We start from the raw sequence: 14773 nt of genomic DNA on the forward strand, positions 1-14773 counted from the left end.
TGGTATCTGCAAAACGATGCGATGACCCGCGTCAACATGGACTTCAGTCACGACGTCAATTATCAGGGCCTGTTCTATCTGCAAGACAGCTTGCGTGAAGGCCGCCCGGCGGGCTTGAAAACATTGAATCCGTTTGCCAATACATTTTACGAAGCGTTGTCTACGTTGCCGGAACATGTGCGTGAAAGCTGGCTTGGCTTCGATCATTTTTATTCGGACAATTCATTCCAAACCGTGTTGCCGCATATTTTTTCCGAAGCGGTTGGCCGCGTGCTCGACGTGGGGGGCAATACCGGGAAATGGGCACTGGCCTGTGCCGAATACAACCCGAATGTAGAAGTGACGCTATGCGATTTGCCCGGCCAGTTGGCGCTAGCACGGGTGAAAATTGCGCAGCGCGGGTTCACGGCGCGGGTGCACGATCACCCCATCAATATCTTGCAGCCAGATGCCGCGTTGCCGGGCGGTCACGATGTGATCTGGATGAGCCAGTTTCTGGATTGCTTCTCGGAACAAGAAATTGTGATGATTCTGCGCAAAGCCGCTGCGGTGATGACCGCCGGCACGCGGCTGTTCATTATGGAAACTTATTGGGATCGCCAGCGCTTTGAAAATGCCGCGTTCTGCCTGCAGCAAACCTCGCTCTATTTCACCTGCATGGCCAACGGCAATAGCCAGATGTATCACTCGCAAGTGTTGCGTGACTGCATTGCGCAAGCCGGACTGGTGATTATTGAGGAGATCGACGGTGTGGGGATCAGCCACACCTTGACCAAGGTGATGAAGGCCGCCTGATGCCACGCTTATTCGCGCTTGCTGTATCGGTATTGCTGTTGCTGACGGCGTGCATGCATGCGCCGCGCAAACCCGCCATTGCATTGCCGCCCTTGAAGTTGGCACCGGCCACGTTGGGGCAAACACTGGCCCTGCAGCAACGCCTGCAATTCCACTTCGGCAACCAGGCGCGCACGCTGGATGCGTTGCTGGAGGTTGATCCGCAGGAGGTCAGGCTGGTGGTGCAGGCTTTGGGGCAAGCCGGCGTGCGTTTGCGGTGGGATGGCAAGACCCTGCAGCAACAACGCGCGGCGTGGCTGCCTGCGGCAGTGCGTGGCGAGCGGGTGCTGGATGACCTGCAATTTGCGTTGTGGCCGGCGACTGCCATTCGTGCAGTGTTGCCGACGCACTGGTCGTTACAAGAAGAAGGAAATACCCGCGCCTTGTTGCACGATGGCCAGGCATGGCTACTGCTCACCCGCGTGGACGCCAGCCATCTGCAATTGGACAACCGCGCCGAAGGCTATCGTCTGGAGATTGCATCAGCTCCCGCCGACGCGGAGACCGCACCATGAGTCCCGGCATCCGTTCCGGCATGCATCCCGGCATGTGCGTTGCGCCGGTGTACCTCAACCAATTGGGCATCGTGTGTGCATTGGGTGTGGGCGTGCCGGCGGTGGCTGCGGCATTGTTTGCCAGTGATGCGCCGCGCGGGGTTGCCAGCAGTGATCAGTTCACCCCTGGTCGCGCATTGGCCTTGGGTGCGGTGACCGCAGCGATGCCCGCCATGGACGATGTATCGCTACCATTGCGCAGCCGCAATAATGCGTTGTTGCGGATGGCGCATGCGCAGATCGGTGCGGCCTGTGATGCGGCGATTGCGCGCTTTGGTGCGCAGCGTGTGGCGGTGATCGTAGGCACCAGCACCTCGGGGATTGCCGAGGCCGAGCAAGCGATGCCTGCGCAGTTGGCGCAGGGCCAATGGCCGCCTGACTTTCACTACGCGCAGCAAGAAATCGGTGCACCTTCCCGATTTTTGGCGCAGATTTCTGGCGCGCGTGGGCCGGCGTGGACGCTGTCCACCGCGTGTTCGTCCAGCGCCAAGGCGTTGGCCTCCGCCGCGCGGCTGCTGCAAGCGGGGATTGTGGATGCGGTGATCGCCGGCGGTGCCGATTCGCTGTGCGCGTTCACCATCCAGGGCTTCAGCGCGTTGGAATCGGTTGCGGCCACGCGTTGCAATCCGTTTTCGCGCAATCGCTGCGGGATCAATATCGGCGAAGGCGCAGCCTTGTTTTTGCTGACCCGCGAACCGGGCCCGGTGCAACTGGCCGGCTGCGGCGAGAGCGCCGATGCGCACCATATGTCGGCTCCGGATCCGCAAGGCCTGGGGGCGATCACCGCCATCGAACACGCCATCGCCCGCGCCGGTATCACGCCCGCGCAGATCGACTACGTCAACCTGCACGGCACCGCCACGCCGTTGAACGATGCAATGGAAAGCCGCGCACTGGCCGCCACCGTGGGCTGCAAGGTGCCGGTGAGTTCCACCAAGCCATTGACCGGGCACACGCTGGGGGCGGCCGGGGCGATCGAGGCGGGGCTGTGCTGGCTGACGCTGGCGCACAATCCGCAGCACATATTGCCGCCGCATTGGTGGGATGGGCAGGCCGATGCGGACGTGCCGGCCTTGGATTTCATCGCCCCCGGCCGCCGCGCCGCGCAGCCGTTGCGTTATGTCTTGAGTCAGTCGTTCGCATTTGGCGGCAGCAATGCCGCGCTGGTCTTGGCGGCGGCATGATGGACATCCCGATGCTGACGCTGGGTGCGCCGATTCGCGATATCGAACACGTCTTGCCGCACCGCGCCAGCATGCGCTTGGTGGATCGGGTGCTGGCATGGGATGCCGACAGCATCACGGTGACCTTGTGCGTGCCCGCCGATGGCCCCTTTCATGTGGATGGCGGCGTGCCGGCCTATGTGGGGATTGAATATATGGCGCAGGCGGTGGCGTGTTGGGCCGGTTGCCAAGCGCGCATGCGCGGGCTGCCACCGCCGCTGGGGTTTTTGTTGGGCACGCGCCGCTATGCAAGCCATGTGCCGATGTTTACCTGCGGCCACGTGCTGCGGGTGGAGGCGCGCCGCGAGCTCATGGGCGACAATGGGCTAGGGGTGTTCGCCTGCCGTATTTTGCAAGGCGATATGGAACTGGCAGCGGCCAATATCTCGGTGTTTGAGCCACCGGACGCGGCGGCTTATTTGGAAACGAAGGCATGAAGGGACGCGAGGACACGCAAACAGCCGCCACGGTGCTGGTGACCGGGGCCAGCCGTGGCATTGGTAAGGCGATTGCCCTGCGGGCCGCGCAAGATGGCTTTGATGTGGTTGTGCATTGCCGCAGCCGCGTGGACGAAGCCGAAGCCGTGGCCGCACACATCCACACCATGGGCCAACAGGCGCGGGTGCTGCATTTCGATATCAGTGACCGTGCCGCGACGGCACACGCTTTGCAAGCGGATATCGAAGCGCATGGCACCTATTACGGCGTGGTTTGCAATGCCGGCATTGCCGCAGATGCGGCATTCCCGGCGATGAGCGGCGACGACTGGGACCGCGTGGTGCATACCAATTTGGATGGCTTCTACAACGTCCTCAACCCACTAGTGATGCCGATGGTGCGCCGGCGCAAACCTGGCCGCATCGTTACCCTGTCGTCGGTGTCGGGGCTAGTGGGCAACCGTGGGCAAACCAATTACAGCGCCGCCAAGGCCGGCATCATCGGTGCCACCAAGGCGCTGGCGCTGGAGCTGGCCAGCCGCGCCATCACCGTCAATTGTGTGGCACCGGGCTTGATCGACACCGAGATGCTTAACCCCGACGTCATTGAACACGCCATGAAATTGATCCCCGCCAATCGTCTGGGCCAAGCCGAAGAAGTCGCCGCCACCGTGGCGTTTTTGTTATCGAAGGACGCCGCTTACATCACCCGCCAAGTAATTTCGGTCAATGGGGGGATGGTGGGATGAGCCAGCGTGAACGTCGCGTGGTAATCACCGGGGCCGGCGGCATCAGCCCGCTGGGCAACGACTGGGCCAGTGTGCAAGCGCAGTTGCGCAGTTACCGCAATGCAGTGCAGCGAATGGATGCTTGGGATATTTACGAAGGCCTGAACACCAAGCTGGCCGCGCCTGCCGCCGCGTTTGAGTTACCCGCGCACTACAACCGCAAGACCACCCGCAGCATGGGCCGGGTGGCCTTGATGGCGGTGCGTGCCAGCGAGCTGGCCTTGGCCGATGCCGGCCTGCTGGGTGACCCCATTTTGCAAAGCGGCAAAGTGGGCGTCAGCAATGGTTCGTCAGCCGGTACCCATTCGGCGATGGGTGACTTTGGGCGGATGCTCAATCAGCACACCACCGAAGGCATCAATGCCACTACCTACATCAAGATGATGAGCCATACCGCGCCGGTCAATATCGGGGTGTTTTTTGGGTTGACTGGCCGCGTGATTACCACCTCCAGCGCCTGCACTTCCGGCAGCATGGGCATTGGTAGCGCCTATGAAGTGGTGCGTGCCGGCAAACAAGTGGCGATGTTGGCCGGTGGCTCCGAGCAATTGGACGCCACTGCCTCGGCGGTGTTCGACACCTTGTTTGCTACCAGTGTGCGCAACCACGAGCCCGAGCTGACCCCGCGCCCATTCGATGCCAACCGCGATGGTTTGGTATTGGGTGAAGGCGCGTGCACCTTGATCGTGGAAGACCTTGAGCATGCGCAGGCGCGCGGGGCCAATATCCTGGCCGAGTTGGTGGGTTTTGGTAGCAATAGCGATGGCGCGCACGTTACCCAGCCCAGCGCAGACACCATGGCGATTGCGATGCGTTTGGCACTGGACGATGCCGGCCTGCCGCCGGAGGCCATCGGCTACGTCAATGCGCATGGCACCGCCACCGATCACGGTGACGTGGCCGAATCCAATGCCACCGCCGCCGTGTTTGGCGCGCGCATGCCGTTTTCATCACTCAAGAGTTATATGGGCCACACCCTGGGTGCTTGCGGCGCGCTGGAAGCGTGGATGAGCATTGAAATGCTGCGCAACGACTGGTTTGCGCCGACCTTGAACCTGACCCAAGTGGACCCGCGCTGCGCCGAGCTGGACTACATCACCGGTTGTGGCCGCACGCTGCAAACCGAGTATGTGATGAGCAATAACTTCGCGTTTGGCGGCATCAATACCTCGCTGATTTTTCGACGCTGGCATGGCTAGGCCTTCGGCAAGCTGTTAGCGCATCACCGTTGTTCACCACCACAAGGAACCGCTGCATGAATCGTCTTACGTTAGCTGCACTGTCCACCTTCGCAACCTTGTTGGCCGTCGTGCCCAGTGCCGATGCGCGGAATTCGCGCATGGAGTTGCCACTGCAAGAGTTGGTCAATTCGCCGCAGGCCAAAGAGGCCGGTATCGACGGCAGTGTGCGGTTTTATCTGGCCGGGCAAGGTGCGCCCGTCATCAGCAAAATGGGTAGCGGTGTCAGCAACCGCAAGACCAATGCCGCCAATAAATCCGATGAAGAAGCGTGTCGTTGGGCGGCACTGTCCGCGCTGAAGGCATTTCAAGACAGCGCCAAGCAGCGCGGTGCCAATGCGGTGGTGGATATCGTTAGCTATTACAAGAAAAATGAATTCAAAAGTGCCACCAATTACGAATGTTATGCCGGTGCATTTGTGGCCGGCGTTGCCTTGAAAGGTAACTACGCCAAGGTGAAGTAATGGCCGATTGGCATGGTGATGACGCTGGGCGACTACAACTGAAACCCCAGCGCTCGCACCATGCCTTCCCCCACATCGCGCAGCCAGCCGGGTGCGCGAATGTTGTACGCGGTAGCGTTGGTGCGTTGCTGGCAAAACCAATGGGAAAATTGGTGGATGGCAGCCTCGTCGAACAACAACGTGTTGAGTTCGTAATTCAAAAACAGGCTGCGGCCATCGAGGTTGATCGAGCCGCAGCTGGCAAAATTGTGATCGATCAACACCAGCTTGGCGTGCAGCATGTTGCGGAAAAGATGGATCTGCACACCTGCGGCGGCGAGCTCACGCAGACTGCGTTCGCGGGCGATGTCGGCCATGCGGTGATTGCTGCGCATCGGCAGTAACAGCTGCACATCCACACCGCGGCGCACTGCCTGCAACAACGCTTGTTGCAGGGCATCGTCGGGAACGAAATAGGGCGTGGCCAACCAGATCCGCGTATTGGCGCGATAAAACGCGCTGAGGTATAGCGCGTAGGCGGTGTCTTCGCGGCGGTCTGGGCCGCTGGGCAAGAGCTGCGCCAACACGCCAGTGTTGGCGGTTGCGGCAGCGGTGGGGATGTGCGTGTTTGGCAGGGGCGCAGACGTCGCCATCGCCCAGTCGTGCGCAAACCCGGCCATGGCGTCGGCCACGATGCCGCCCTCGATGCAAAAGCTCAGGTCGCACCATGCTGCGGCGTCGGTGGCCGGGCCAAAATATTCGCATGCAAAATTGCGCCCGCCACTCCACAGCGTGTGCGCGTCCACCAGCACCAGTTTGCGGTGATTGCGCAGATTGCCACGGCCAAAATGTGGCCGCAGATGTAAACGCAGCGGCGAAAACCAGCGCAGTTGCACGCCGGCGGCGCAGAGCACGCGGCGAATGTGGCGATGGCCAATGAACGCACCCACGCCATCCAGCAACATGCGCACCTGCACGCCACGTTGTACCGCCGCCGCCAAGCTGGAGGTGATGCGTGCGCCAACAGCGTCATCGCGAAAGATGAACATCTCGATATCGATGCTGTGGCGTGCGCGCGCCAGTAAATCCAGCAAGTGCGTTAGTGCCTGTTCGCCATCGCAGTGCAGCTGAAAGGCTGTGCAATACCGTGCGGGCGGCAGGTCGATGCCGCAGCTTGCATCCAATGTGATGCCGCCGCTCGGGCCGGTGCGCGCCTGCGCACGGTGGGTCAATTTGCGCGTGCCCAGCGCCAGGTAAATGGGCAACGCCAGATAGGGGAAGGCGATGAGTGCAAGCACCCACGCCATCGCCGCAGATGGGGTGCGCCGTTGCCGCCCGGAATGGGTCAGCACTACATACAGCAACAAACCTAGCGCCACCGCCGCCGCGTGCAGCAGGGGTAGCCCATGCCAAAGTTGCAGCGGTGGCAGGGCCGGCAACATGGGGATGGCCTTACCAGCTGAATAATTTGTAGTACGTCATCGGCCCGCCTTTGGCGTCGCGTTCGTCAATCACGCCATCGCCGTTGCGGTCGTAGATGTAATAGGTCGCGCCGCGAAACGGCACCACTTTGACCATGGTCAGGCGGCTGCCGGTGCGGTATTCGGTGATGACATCGCCATTGGTTTCGGTGTGCGTGGCCGGCACTGCATCCTTGGCCAGCATGGCTTCGGGGGCGGCGGTGGCACAGGCGGTCAGGCTGATGGCAAGAGCGAGCGGAACTAGGCTGCGCATGGCAAATCTCGATGTGGATGTGCTGCAAGTATGCGCGATTCAAGCTGCGCGATTTTCTGATCAAGACTGACTGGGGAGGGCGTCCAAAAACCCGCCCGACTGCCGCTGCCACAATTGTGCATACAAGCCGCCACTGGCCAGCAGTTGTTCATGCGTCCCGGTTTCAACGATATGCCCCGCATCCATCACGATCAGCCGATCCATCGCGGCGATGGTGGAGAGCCTGTGTGCAATCGCAATCACGGTTTTGCCTTGCATCAAGCGATACAAATTTTCCTGGATCACCGCCTCCACTTCCGAATCCAGCGCCGAGGTCGCTTCGTCCAACACCAGGATGGGCGCGTTCTTCAGCAGCACGCGCGCAATCGCAATACGCTGGCGCTGGCCGCCGGACAGCTTCACCCCGCGCTCGCCCACTTGCGCATCCATGCCGCGCCCGCCTTTGCTGTCGGCCAGTTGCAAGATGAAAGCATCGGCATTGGCTTGACGCATGGCGGCATGCAGTTCGGCGTCGCTGGCATCGGGGCGGCCATACAGAATGTTCTCGCGCACCGAGCGATGCAGCAGTGAAGTGTCTTGAGTGACCACACCAATCTGCGCACGCAGCGAGTCTTGCTGCACCGAGGCAATATCGGTGCCGTCGATGCGGATGCAGCCGGCTTCGACATCGTGAAAGCGCAGCAGCAAATTCACCAAGGTCGATTTGCCCGCACCACTGCGGCCCACCACGCCAATTTTTTCGCCGGGCGCAATATGCAGGTTGAAATCTTGCATCACCCCGCTGCCTTTGCCGTAGTGGAAGCTGACGTTTTCAAACCGGATATCGCCGCGCACCTGCGCCAGTGCCGGCGCGTTGGGCGCATCGTCCACGGTGGGCGGCAGGGCAATCGAGCTGATCCCATCGTGCACGGTGCCGATGTTTTCAAACAGTGCAGACAGTTCCCACATGATCCAATGCGACATCCCCAAAAAACGCAGTGCCAAGGCCAGTGCCACCGCCACCGCACCTGCACTGGCCTGCCCGTGCAGCCACAGCCAAATGCCCAATGCACCTGCCGCAAACAACAACAGCATATTGAGTGTGTAGAGCACGCTATAGGCCACGGTAGCGAGGCGCATCTGCGCATACACGGGGTGCAAAAAACGCGCCATCGCGTCGCGCGCATAGGCTTGCTCGCGTTGCGAATGCGAGAACAGTTTGACCGTGGCGATATTGGTATAGCTGTCCACGATGCGCCCGGTCATCTGCGCGCGTGCATCGGCTTGGCGCTGCGACACCGCCCCCATGCGCGGCACAAACCAGCGCATCAGCAAGGCATAGCAGGCAAGCCAACCCACAAACGGCAGCATCAGCCGAGCATCTGCGCTGGCGGCCACCAGCAGCGCGCCGCCGAAATACACCAGCACGTAGTTGCCGATATCAAACAGCTTGACCACGGCCTCGCGCACCGCCAGCGAGGTCTGCATCAATTGGGTGGCGATGCGCCCAGCAAATTCGTCTTGGAAATATCCCATCGACTGGCGCAGCAAATAGCGGTGCACATTCCAGCGGATGCGCATCGGGAAATTGCCCAGCAAGGTTTGGTGCTGCACGGTGGAATTGAACAACACCAGCAGCGGCAACAACGCCAACACCAAGGCCGCCATCCACCACAGGCGCGGGCCTTCCTGCGCGATAAACGCCCCCACGCCCAGCGTGTTCATGCGATCTACCAAGGTGCCCACATACGCATACAGCGCCACCTCGCCCAGCGCGAACGCCGCCGATGTTGCCGCCATCAGCAACAACCAACGTTCTGCCCCGCGGGTGAAGTGCCGGCAAAACGCATACAACGTGCCCGGCGGTTGTGTGGGCGGCGTATCCGGGAACGGGTCGAGGCGGGTTTCAAACCAGCGCAGCATGGGCAGTTTTTGATAAGGCGATGGGGCATTGTGCCAGCGCCGCACCGCGTAGAATCCCTGCTATGACACGTTTCGTACTGATTGATGGATCGTCCTACCTATACCGCGCTTTCCACGCGCTGCCGCCGCTGAGCAATGCGCAGGGCGAGCCAACCGGGGCGTTGTTTGGGGTGGTGAATATGTTGCGCGGGCATTTGAAAGACGCGCCCGAACACATTGCATTTGTGATGGATGCCAGCGGGCCGACCTTCCGCGATGCGCTGTACCCCGACTACAAGGCACAGCGCCCGCCGATGCCGGATGAGTTGCGTGCGCAGATCGCGCCGATGATGGAAATCGTGGCGGCGCTGGGCATCCCGATATTGCGCGTGCCCGGGGTCGAGGCCGATGACGTGATCGGCACACTAGCATTGCAAGGTGCGGCGCAAGGGATGGATGTGGTGGTGTCCACCAGTGATAAAGACATGGCGCAATTGGTGCGCCCCGGTGTGGTCTTGGTCAACACCATGAGCGGTAGCAAATTGGATTCGGATGCGGCGGTGATCGCCAAGTTTGGCGTGCGCGCCGAGCAAATCATCGACTACTTGGCGTTGATGGGTGATGCCGTGGACAACATCCCCGGGGTGCCCAAATGCGGGCCGAAAACTGCGGCCAAATGGCTGGCCGAATACCACACGCTGGACGGCGTGATCGCGCACGCCGACAAGATCGGCGGCAAGATCGGCGAGAGCCTGCGTGAAGCCCTGCCACGGCTGCCGCTCAATCGTGATTTGACCACCATCAAGACCGATGTGGTGCTGGAACAGGGGCCGGCGGAATTGGCCCTGCGCGCGCGCGATGTGGAGGCATTGCGCGGCCTGTATACGCGCTACGGCTTCAATCAAGCACTCAAGGAATTGGATGGCACGGCTGCATCATCCATTGCGGCGCAGGCCAAACTGCCCAGCGCCAGTGGGCGTGGGTTGTTGGCACCACTGCCCACCACCGCCATCGCGATTGACCCAGCGCTATCGGCAGCGGGTGAATACGAATGCGTGCTGACGCCTGCGCAATTGGATGCATGGGTGGCGCGGTTGCATGCCGCCGATGCGTTCGCGATCGATACCGAAACCGATTCGCTGAACCCCCTGCAAGCCAATTTGGTGGGCATCAGCCTGAGCGTGACACCCGGCAAGGCCTGCTACATCCCGTTGGCGCACGACTACCCCGGCGCGCCGGTGCAGTTGCCACGCGAAATGGTGCTGCAAGCGTTGCGCCCGCTATTGCTTGATCCGGGCAAACCCAAAATTGGCCAGCACGGCAAATACGACCTGCATGTGCTGGCGCGGCATGGCGTGGACCTGCAGGGCTATGCCGATGACACCATGCTGGAAAGTTTTGTGCTGGAAGCAGGCATCGCGCGCCACGATATGGACACGCTGGCACAGCGGCATTTGGGTTACATCACGATCAAATACGACGCGGTGACCGGCAAGGGCGCGAAGAAAATCGCATTCACCCAAGTCAGTCTTGAAGACGCCACCCGCTATGCCGCCGAGGACGCCGACATCACCCTGCGTCTGCATCGGGTGCTGCATGAAAAGCTTGCCGCCGCGCCGACCCTGCAAGCGGTGTATCGGCACATCGAAATGCCCTTGGTGCCGGTGTTGGCGCGGATCGAGGACAACGGCGTGTTGATCGACATCGACGCCTTGCGCAAGCAATCGGCGGAACTGTCGCGGCGCATGTTGGCCGCGCAGCAACGCGCCACCGAACTGGCCGGGCGCAGCTTCAATCTGGATTCGCCCAAACAACTGGGTGCATTGTTATTTGATGAATTGAAGTTGCCGGCACTGGTGAAAACCCCGGGCGGTGCACCTTCGACCAATGAAGAAGCGCTGGAAGCGATTGCTGATCAGCACGAATTGCCGCGCATCATTTTGGAATATCGCGGGCTGGCCAAACTACGCAGCACCTATACCGATAAATTGCCGGAGATGGTGAATCCGCACACTGGCCGTGTGCACACCAGTTACCACCAAGCCGGTGCGGCCACCGGGCGCTTGTCATCGTCTGATCCCAACCTGCAAAACATCCCGATTCGCAGCGAAGACGGCCGCCGCATTCGCACCGCGTTTGTGGCCCCGCCTGGGCGCATCCTGGTGGCCTGCGACTACTCGCAAGTCGAGCTGCGGATCATGGCGCACCTGTCTGAAGACGCCGCCTTGGTGCGCGCGTTTGAGCAAGGTGCCGACATCCACCGCGCCACCGCCGCCGAAGTATTTGCCAAGCCCATGGCCGAGGTCAGCAGCAATGAGCGCCGCGCCGCCAAAGCGATCAACTTTGGCTTGATTTACGGCATGGGTGCGTTTGGGTTGGCGCGGCAATTGGGGATCAGCCGGGGCGAAGCGCAGGACTACATCGCGCTGTATTTTTCGCGCTATCCCGGCGTGCGCGACTACATGGAGCGCACCCGCGCCCAGGCGCATGCGCAGGGCTATGTCGAGACCGTGTTTGGCCGGCGCTTGCAGTTGGACTACATCCACTCGCGCAATGCCGCGCAACGTGCCGGGGCCGAGCGCGCGGCGATCAATGCGCCGATGCAGGGCACCGCCGCCGACATCATCAAGCGCGCGATGTTGGCGGTGGATGCATGGTTAGACAATCATCGCCAGCGCGCGCTGATGATCTTGCAGGTACACGATGAACTGGTATTTGAAGTGGACGCTGACTTTGCCCCGGAACTATTGCAACACGTGCCCACCTTGATGACGTCAGTGGCGCAGTTGCGGGTGCCCTTGGTGGTGGATTGCGGCAGCGGTCAAAACTGGGATCAGGCGCACTGAAAGTGGCGATTTTTCGTTCAAAATCGGGTGCGGATGAAGCAGTCGAAAGCTTTGCCTGACAATGCTTTCGAATAGATAGTTGCCCGCGCAATGAATGATTCGTGAACCGAACAGTTTTTTAACTAAAATCTTCACGAACCAGCAAGGTAAAACGTGGTCTTATACACGCAACAGGTGCAACGCCTGTTGCGATCACAACCCCTCCCCTGGTGGTGATCACCGGAAGGCAACGGTTCTCCCCAACCGGCCTTCCCCCGGCTCCGCAGTCCCCCCCTGGCTGCGGAGCTTTTTTTTGGAAAGCTATCCGCCGCGCGAAATAAGGTCCGGCGGACTGGATTGCCAATCGGCGCATGCTCGTTATCCTGCCCAGATGCCTTGTTCTCTGAATCGCCTCTTCACCGTGCTGCTGTTCTGCTTTGCGGCGCTGCCTGCAACTGCGGTCACGGTGACCCGTATCGACATCCACGGGGTCAGCGATGCGCGGTTGGCCGATAACGTGCGCAGTGCGCTGTCCTTGCAAGATGCAGTGGGTAAAGACCTAAGTCAGCGGCGGCTGGCGTATTTGCTGCATCGGGCCAATACCGAGGCGCGTGAGGCACTGGAGCCGTTTGGGTATTACGCGCCGGTGATCCAAATCCAGCGCGGCGATCGCGGCGCGGTGGCAGCGGATGGTGCCGAAAGCGATTCCGAGACAAATTCCGATACAGATGCCAATACTGCGACCGCCCGCACCGACACCACAGATGCGCAGCTGACCGTCAGCATCCACATCGACCCCGGCCTGCCGGTGCAGGTACGCAGCCGCACCGTAGATGTCGTTGGTGCCGCTGCCGACAACACGCAAGTGCGTGCGGCATTGGCGCTGTTTGTGCCGCAGCTTGGCCAGGTCTTGGAGCACAGTCTGTACGAGGCCAGCAAAACCCGGGTCAACCGGGCGCTGGCGGCGCAGGGTTATTTTGATGCCGATTTCATTCGCCATCAGGTCGAGGTCACCCGCGCCCAGCACGCGGCCGCTATCGACCTGCGCTGGAACAGTGGGCCGCGTTACCGCTTGGGCGAGGCCGAATTTGTGCAGACGCCCACGCCCATCATCCATGAGGATGTACTGCGCAAGCTGGTGGGCTGGACGCCCGGCGCGGCGTATGATGCCGCCGAACTCGAACGCCTGCGCAAGTCACTGGTTGCGCTGGATTATTTTGGTCTGGTGGACGTCAGTGCGTCACCGGAAACCGCGCAAAACAAACAGGTGCCGGTGCAGATCAATCTGAGCCCGGCACCGCGCAGCATTTACAGTCTGGGTCTGAGTTATGGCACCCGCGATGGTGCCGGGTATAGCGCCGGCATCGAGCGCCGTTATCTCAATCAGCGCGGGCACAAGGCGCTGGCGCAGATCGACTGGGCCAATACCCGTAAGACCTTGACCGTGCAATATCGGGTGCCGGCGTTTTTGTGGCGCGATGGCTGGTACACCGCCAGCTTGCAGGCAGCAGACGAGCAAACCGATTCGCTGGATAACCGCCGCTTGGAATTTGTGGTCAGTCGCAGCGGGCAATACAGCGCGCATTTGAACCTCGTCGCCTCGGCGCATGTGCTGCGCGAGCGCTGGTCGTATTTCACCCTCAACAAACCGGTGGGTAGTTACCAGTACGCCAGTTTTGCGTTCCCGGCGTTGCGTGCCGACTACATCGATGTGGACAACCGTCTGGCCCCGCGCCGAGGCGTTGGCGGCAGCCTGAGTGTGCGCGGTGGCAAGGGCAATGGCGCGGGCTTTGTGCAACTGCATGCCAGCGCGCAATGGTTTCATGGCTGGGGTGCTGACAGCCGTTTGATTTTGCGCGGCGAAGCCGGCCGCACCTTCACCGGCGCGTTGCTGGATCTGCCGCCCAGCCTGCGTTACTTCGCCGGCGGTGATCGCAGCGTGCGCGGCTATGGCTGGCGCGAAATCGGCCCGCGCATTCGTAATAGTTTGGGCCAGCCGTATGCGGTGGGGGCCACCAATGTCATCACCGCCAGTGCCGAGTACGAGCGCTATTTCAATGGCCCGTGGGGCGCGGCGGTGTTTGTGGATACCGGTAGCGCGTTCAATGGCCGCAATGCCGATTTGCATACCGGCGTCGGCATCGGTTTGCGTTGGCGCTCGCCGGTGGGGCCGGTGCGTATTGATATCGCCCGTGGCCTCAACCGCCCCGAATCCCCCTTCACCTTGCATCTGAATATCGGGGCTGACCTGTGAGCCTGCGCGTAGGCTGGCGACGTGCCGGCATCATGCTGCTGCTGTTGGGGTTGGCGGTAGCGGCGCTGCTGGGGTGGCTGCTGTACACCGCCAGTGGCCGCGACCTGCTGCTGCGGCAGGCGGTGGCGCAGTTGCCCGCCGGCAGTACGCTGACGTGGACGCAGGCCAAGGGCCATCTGGCCGGCCCACTGACCTTGCGTGGCGTGCAGCTGCGCATGCCAATGCAGCGGGATGGTGACTGCGTGGCAACCGCGCAGGCGGCATGTGCCATGGGCACGCTCAAGTTGGATGCCGGCACCTTCACGCTGGAGGCGGCGCTGCTGCCGTTGCTGACTCGCAGCGTGCGCGTGCACAGCCTGCGTCTTGCCGATGCCCGGCTGGACCTGCCGCGCGATGATGCACCGTTCAAGCTGCCGCGCTGGCCGGATGTCCTGCCCATGCTGGATGTGCCCGTGCATGTGCACGTCGATGCCATCGTCATGGATCGCCTCGCCATCGCTGAAGAAGGCGTGCCGCAAATTCTGTTGCAGCGTGTGCGCGGTGGTGTGCGGCTGGATCCGGG

At 61.6% G+C, this 14773-nt stretch carries 12 protein-coding genes and 1 pseudogene; 10 read left to right on the plus strand and 3 right to left on the minus strand.

The window, feature by feature from the left end; all coding sequences use genetic code 11:
* The 7 genes from PK789_RS02830 to PK789_RS02860 all read left to right on the plus strand — a co-directional run.
* Positions 1–795 (plus strand): class I SAM-dependent methyltransferase (locus PK789_RS02830; protein ID WP_324306874.1); only part of this gene is annotated, 795 nt, incomplete at its 5' end.
* The gene (locus PK789_RS02835) at positions 795–1349 is read left to right on the plus strand and encodes a DUF3261 domain-containing protein (RefSeq protein WP_324306876.1); all 555 of its coding nucleotides are present in this window, start codon (positions 795–797) and stop codon (positions 1347–1349) included. The genes PK789_RS02830 and PK789_RS02835, both read left to right, overlap by 1 nt.
* A complete protein-coding gene (locus PK789_RS02840; RefSeq protein ID WP_324306878.1) occupies positions 1346–2572 on the plus strand; it encodes a beta-ketoacyl-ACP synthase in 1227 nt (408 codons plus the stop codon). Before PK789_RS02835 ends, PK789_RS02840 begins: the two co-directional genes overlap by 4 nt.
* Positions 2569–3048, plus strand: coding sequence for a hotdog family protein (locus tag PK789_RS02845; protein WP_324306879.1), 480 nt, complete (start codon positions 2569–2571; stop codon positions 3046–3048). Before PK789_RS02840 ends, PK789_RS02845 begins: the two co-directional genes overlap by 4 nt.
* Entirely contained in the window at positions 3045–3797 is a 753-nt protein-coding gene (gene fabG / locus PK789_RS02850; RefSeq protein WP_324306880.1) for a 3-oxoacyl-ACP reductase FabG, read from the plus strand. The genes PK789_RS02845 and fabG overlap by 4 nt, the downstream gene beginning before the upstream one ends.
* Positions 3794–5035: a beta-ketoacyl-ACP synthase gene (locus PK789_RS02855; RefSeq protein ID WP_324306881.1), complete on the plus strand. Its 1242-nt coding sequence runs from the start codon at positions 3794–3796 to the stop codon at positions 5033–5035. The genes fabG and PK789_RS02855 overlap by 4 nt, the downstream gene beginning before the upstream one ends.
* Positions 5036–5091: 56 nt before the next feature.
* Entirely contained in the window at positions 5092–5538 is a 447-nt protein-coding gene (locus PK789_RS02860) for an excinuclease ATPase subunit (RefSeq protein WP_324306883.1), read from the plus strand.
* 32 nt (positions 5539–5570) lie between these two features.
* Here PK789_RS02860 and PK789_RS02865 read toward each other — a convergent pair whose 3' ends face one another.
* The 3 genes from PK789_RS02865 to PK789_RS02875 are packed head-to-tail and all read right to left on the minus strand — an operon-like array spanning position 5571 to position 9153.
* Entirely contained in the window at positions 5571–6959 is a 1389-nt protein-coding gene (locus PK789_RS02865; RefSeq protein ID WP_324306885.1) for a phospholipase D-like domain-containing protein, read from the minus strand.
* 10 nt (positions 6960–6969) lie between these two features.
* Positions 6970–7251 carry a DUF2782 domain-containing protein gene (locus PK789_RS02870; RefSeq protein ID WP_324306887.1) on the minus strand — a complete coding sequence of 94 codons (282 nt, stop codon included), beginning with the start codon at positions 7249–7251 and terminating at the stop codon, positions 6970–6972.
* A 60-nt stretch (positions 7252–7311) separates the two neighbouring features.
* Positions 7312–9153, minus strand: coding sequence for an ABC transporter ATP-binding protein (locus PK789_RS02875; protein ID WP_324306888.1), 1842 nt, complete (start codon positions 9151–9153; stop codon positions 7312–7314).
* A 62-nt stretch (positions 9154–9215) separates the two neighbouring features.
* Between PK789_RS02875 and polA the strand changes: the two genes are divergently transcribed.
* The 3 genes and pseudogenes from polA to PK789_RS02890 form a co-directional block, all read left to right on the plus strand.
* Positions 9216–11978 (plus strand): DNA polymerase I, encoded by a 2763-nt coding sequence (gene polA / locus PK789_RS02880; protein WP_324306889.1) that lies wholly within the window; start codon positions 9216–9218, stop codon positions 11976–11978.
* 370 nt (positions 11979–12348) lie between these two features.
* Positions 12349–14211, plus strand: coding sequence for an autotransporter assembly complex protein TamA (locus tag PK789_RS02885; RefSeq protein WP_324306890.1), 1863 nt, complete (start codon positions 12349–12351; stop codon positions 14209–14211).
* Positions 14208–14773, plus strand: a pseudogene (locus tag PK789_RS02890) (hypothetical protein); the annotation flags it as partial. The gene PK789_RS02885 and the pseudogene PK789_RS02890, both read left to right, overlap by 4 nt.

The organism is Thermomonas sp. (assembly GCF_035369645.1).
Lineage (GTDB): Bacteria > Pseudomonadota > Gammaproteobacteria > Xanthomonadales > Xanthomonadaceae > Thermomonas.

Excerpts from the sequence above, each read along its gene's own strand:
- PK789_RS02835 (WP_324306876.1), top strand. The coding sequence starts at position 795 with ATGCCACGCTTATTCGCGCTTGCTGTATCGGTATTGCTGTTGCTGACG.
- PK789_RS02870 (WP_324306887.1), bottom strand. The coding sequence starts at position 7,251 with ATGCGCAGCCTAGTTCCGCTCGCTCTTGCCATCAGCCTGACCGCCTGT.
- fabG (WP_324306880.1), top strand. The coding sequence starts at position 3,045 with ATGAAGGGACGCGAGGACACGCAAACAGCCGCCACGGTGCTGGTGACC.
- PK789_RS02860 (WP_324306883.1), top strand. The coding sequence starts at position 5,092 with ATGAATCGTCTTACGTTAGCTGCACTGTCCACCTTCGCAACCTTGTTG.
- PK789_RS02865 (WP_324306885.1), bottom strand. The coding sequence starts at position 6,959 with ATGTTGCCGGCCCTGCCACCGCTGCAACTTTGGCATGGGCTACCCCTG.
- polA (WP_324306889.1), top strand. The coding sequence starts at position 9,216 with ATGACACGTTTCGTACTGATTGATGGATCGTCCTACCTATACCGCGCT.
- PK789_RS02875 (WP_324306888.1), bottom strand. The coding sequence starts at position 9,153 with ATGCTGCGCTGGTTTGAAACCCGCCTCGACCCGTTCCCGGATACGCCG.
- PK789_RS02840 (WP_324306878.1), top strand. The coding sequence starts at position 1,346 with ATGAGTCCCGGCATCCGTTCCGGCATGCATCCCGGCATGTGCGTTGCG.
- PK789_RS02855 (WP_324306881.1), top strand. The coding sequence starts at position 3,794 with ATGAGCCAGCGTGAACGTCGCGTGGTAATCACCGGGGCCGGCGGCATC.
- PK789_RS02845 (WP_324306879.1), top strand. The coding sequence starts at position 2,569 with ATGATGGACATCCCGATGCTGACGCTGGGTGCGCCGATTCGCGATATC.
- PK789_RS02885 (WP_324306890.1), top strand. The coding sequence starts at position 12,349 with ATGCCTTGTTCTCTGAATCGCCTCTTCACCGTGCTGCTGTTCTGCTTT.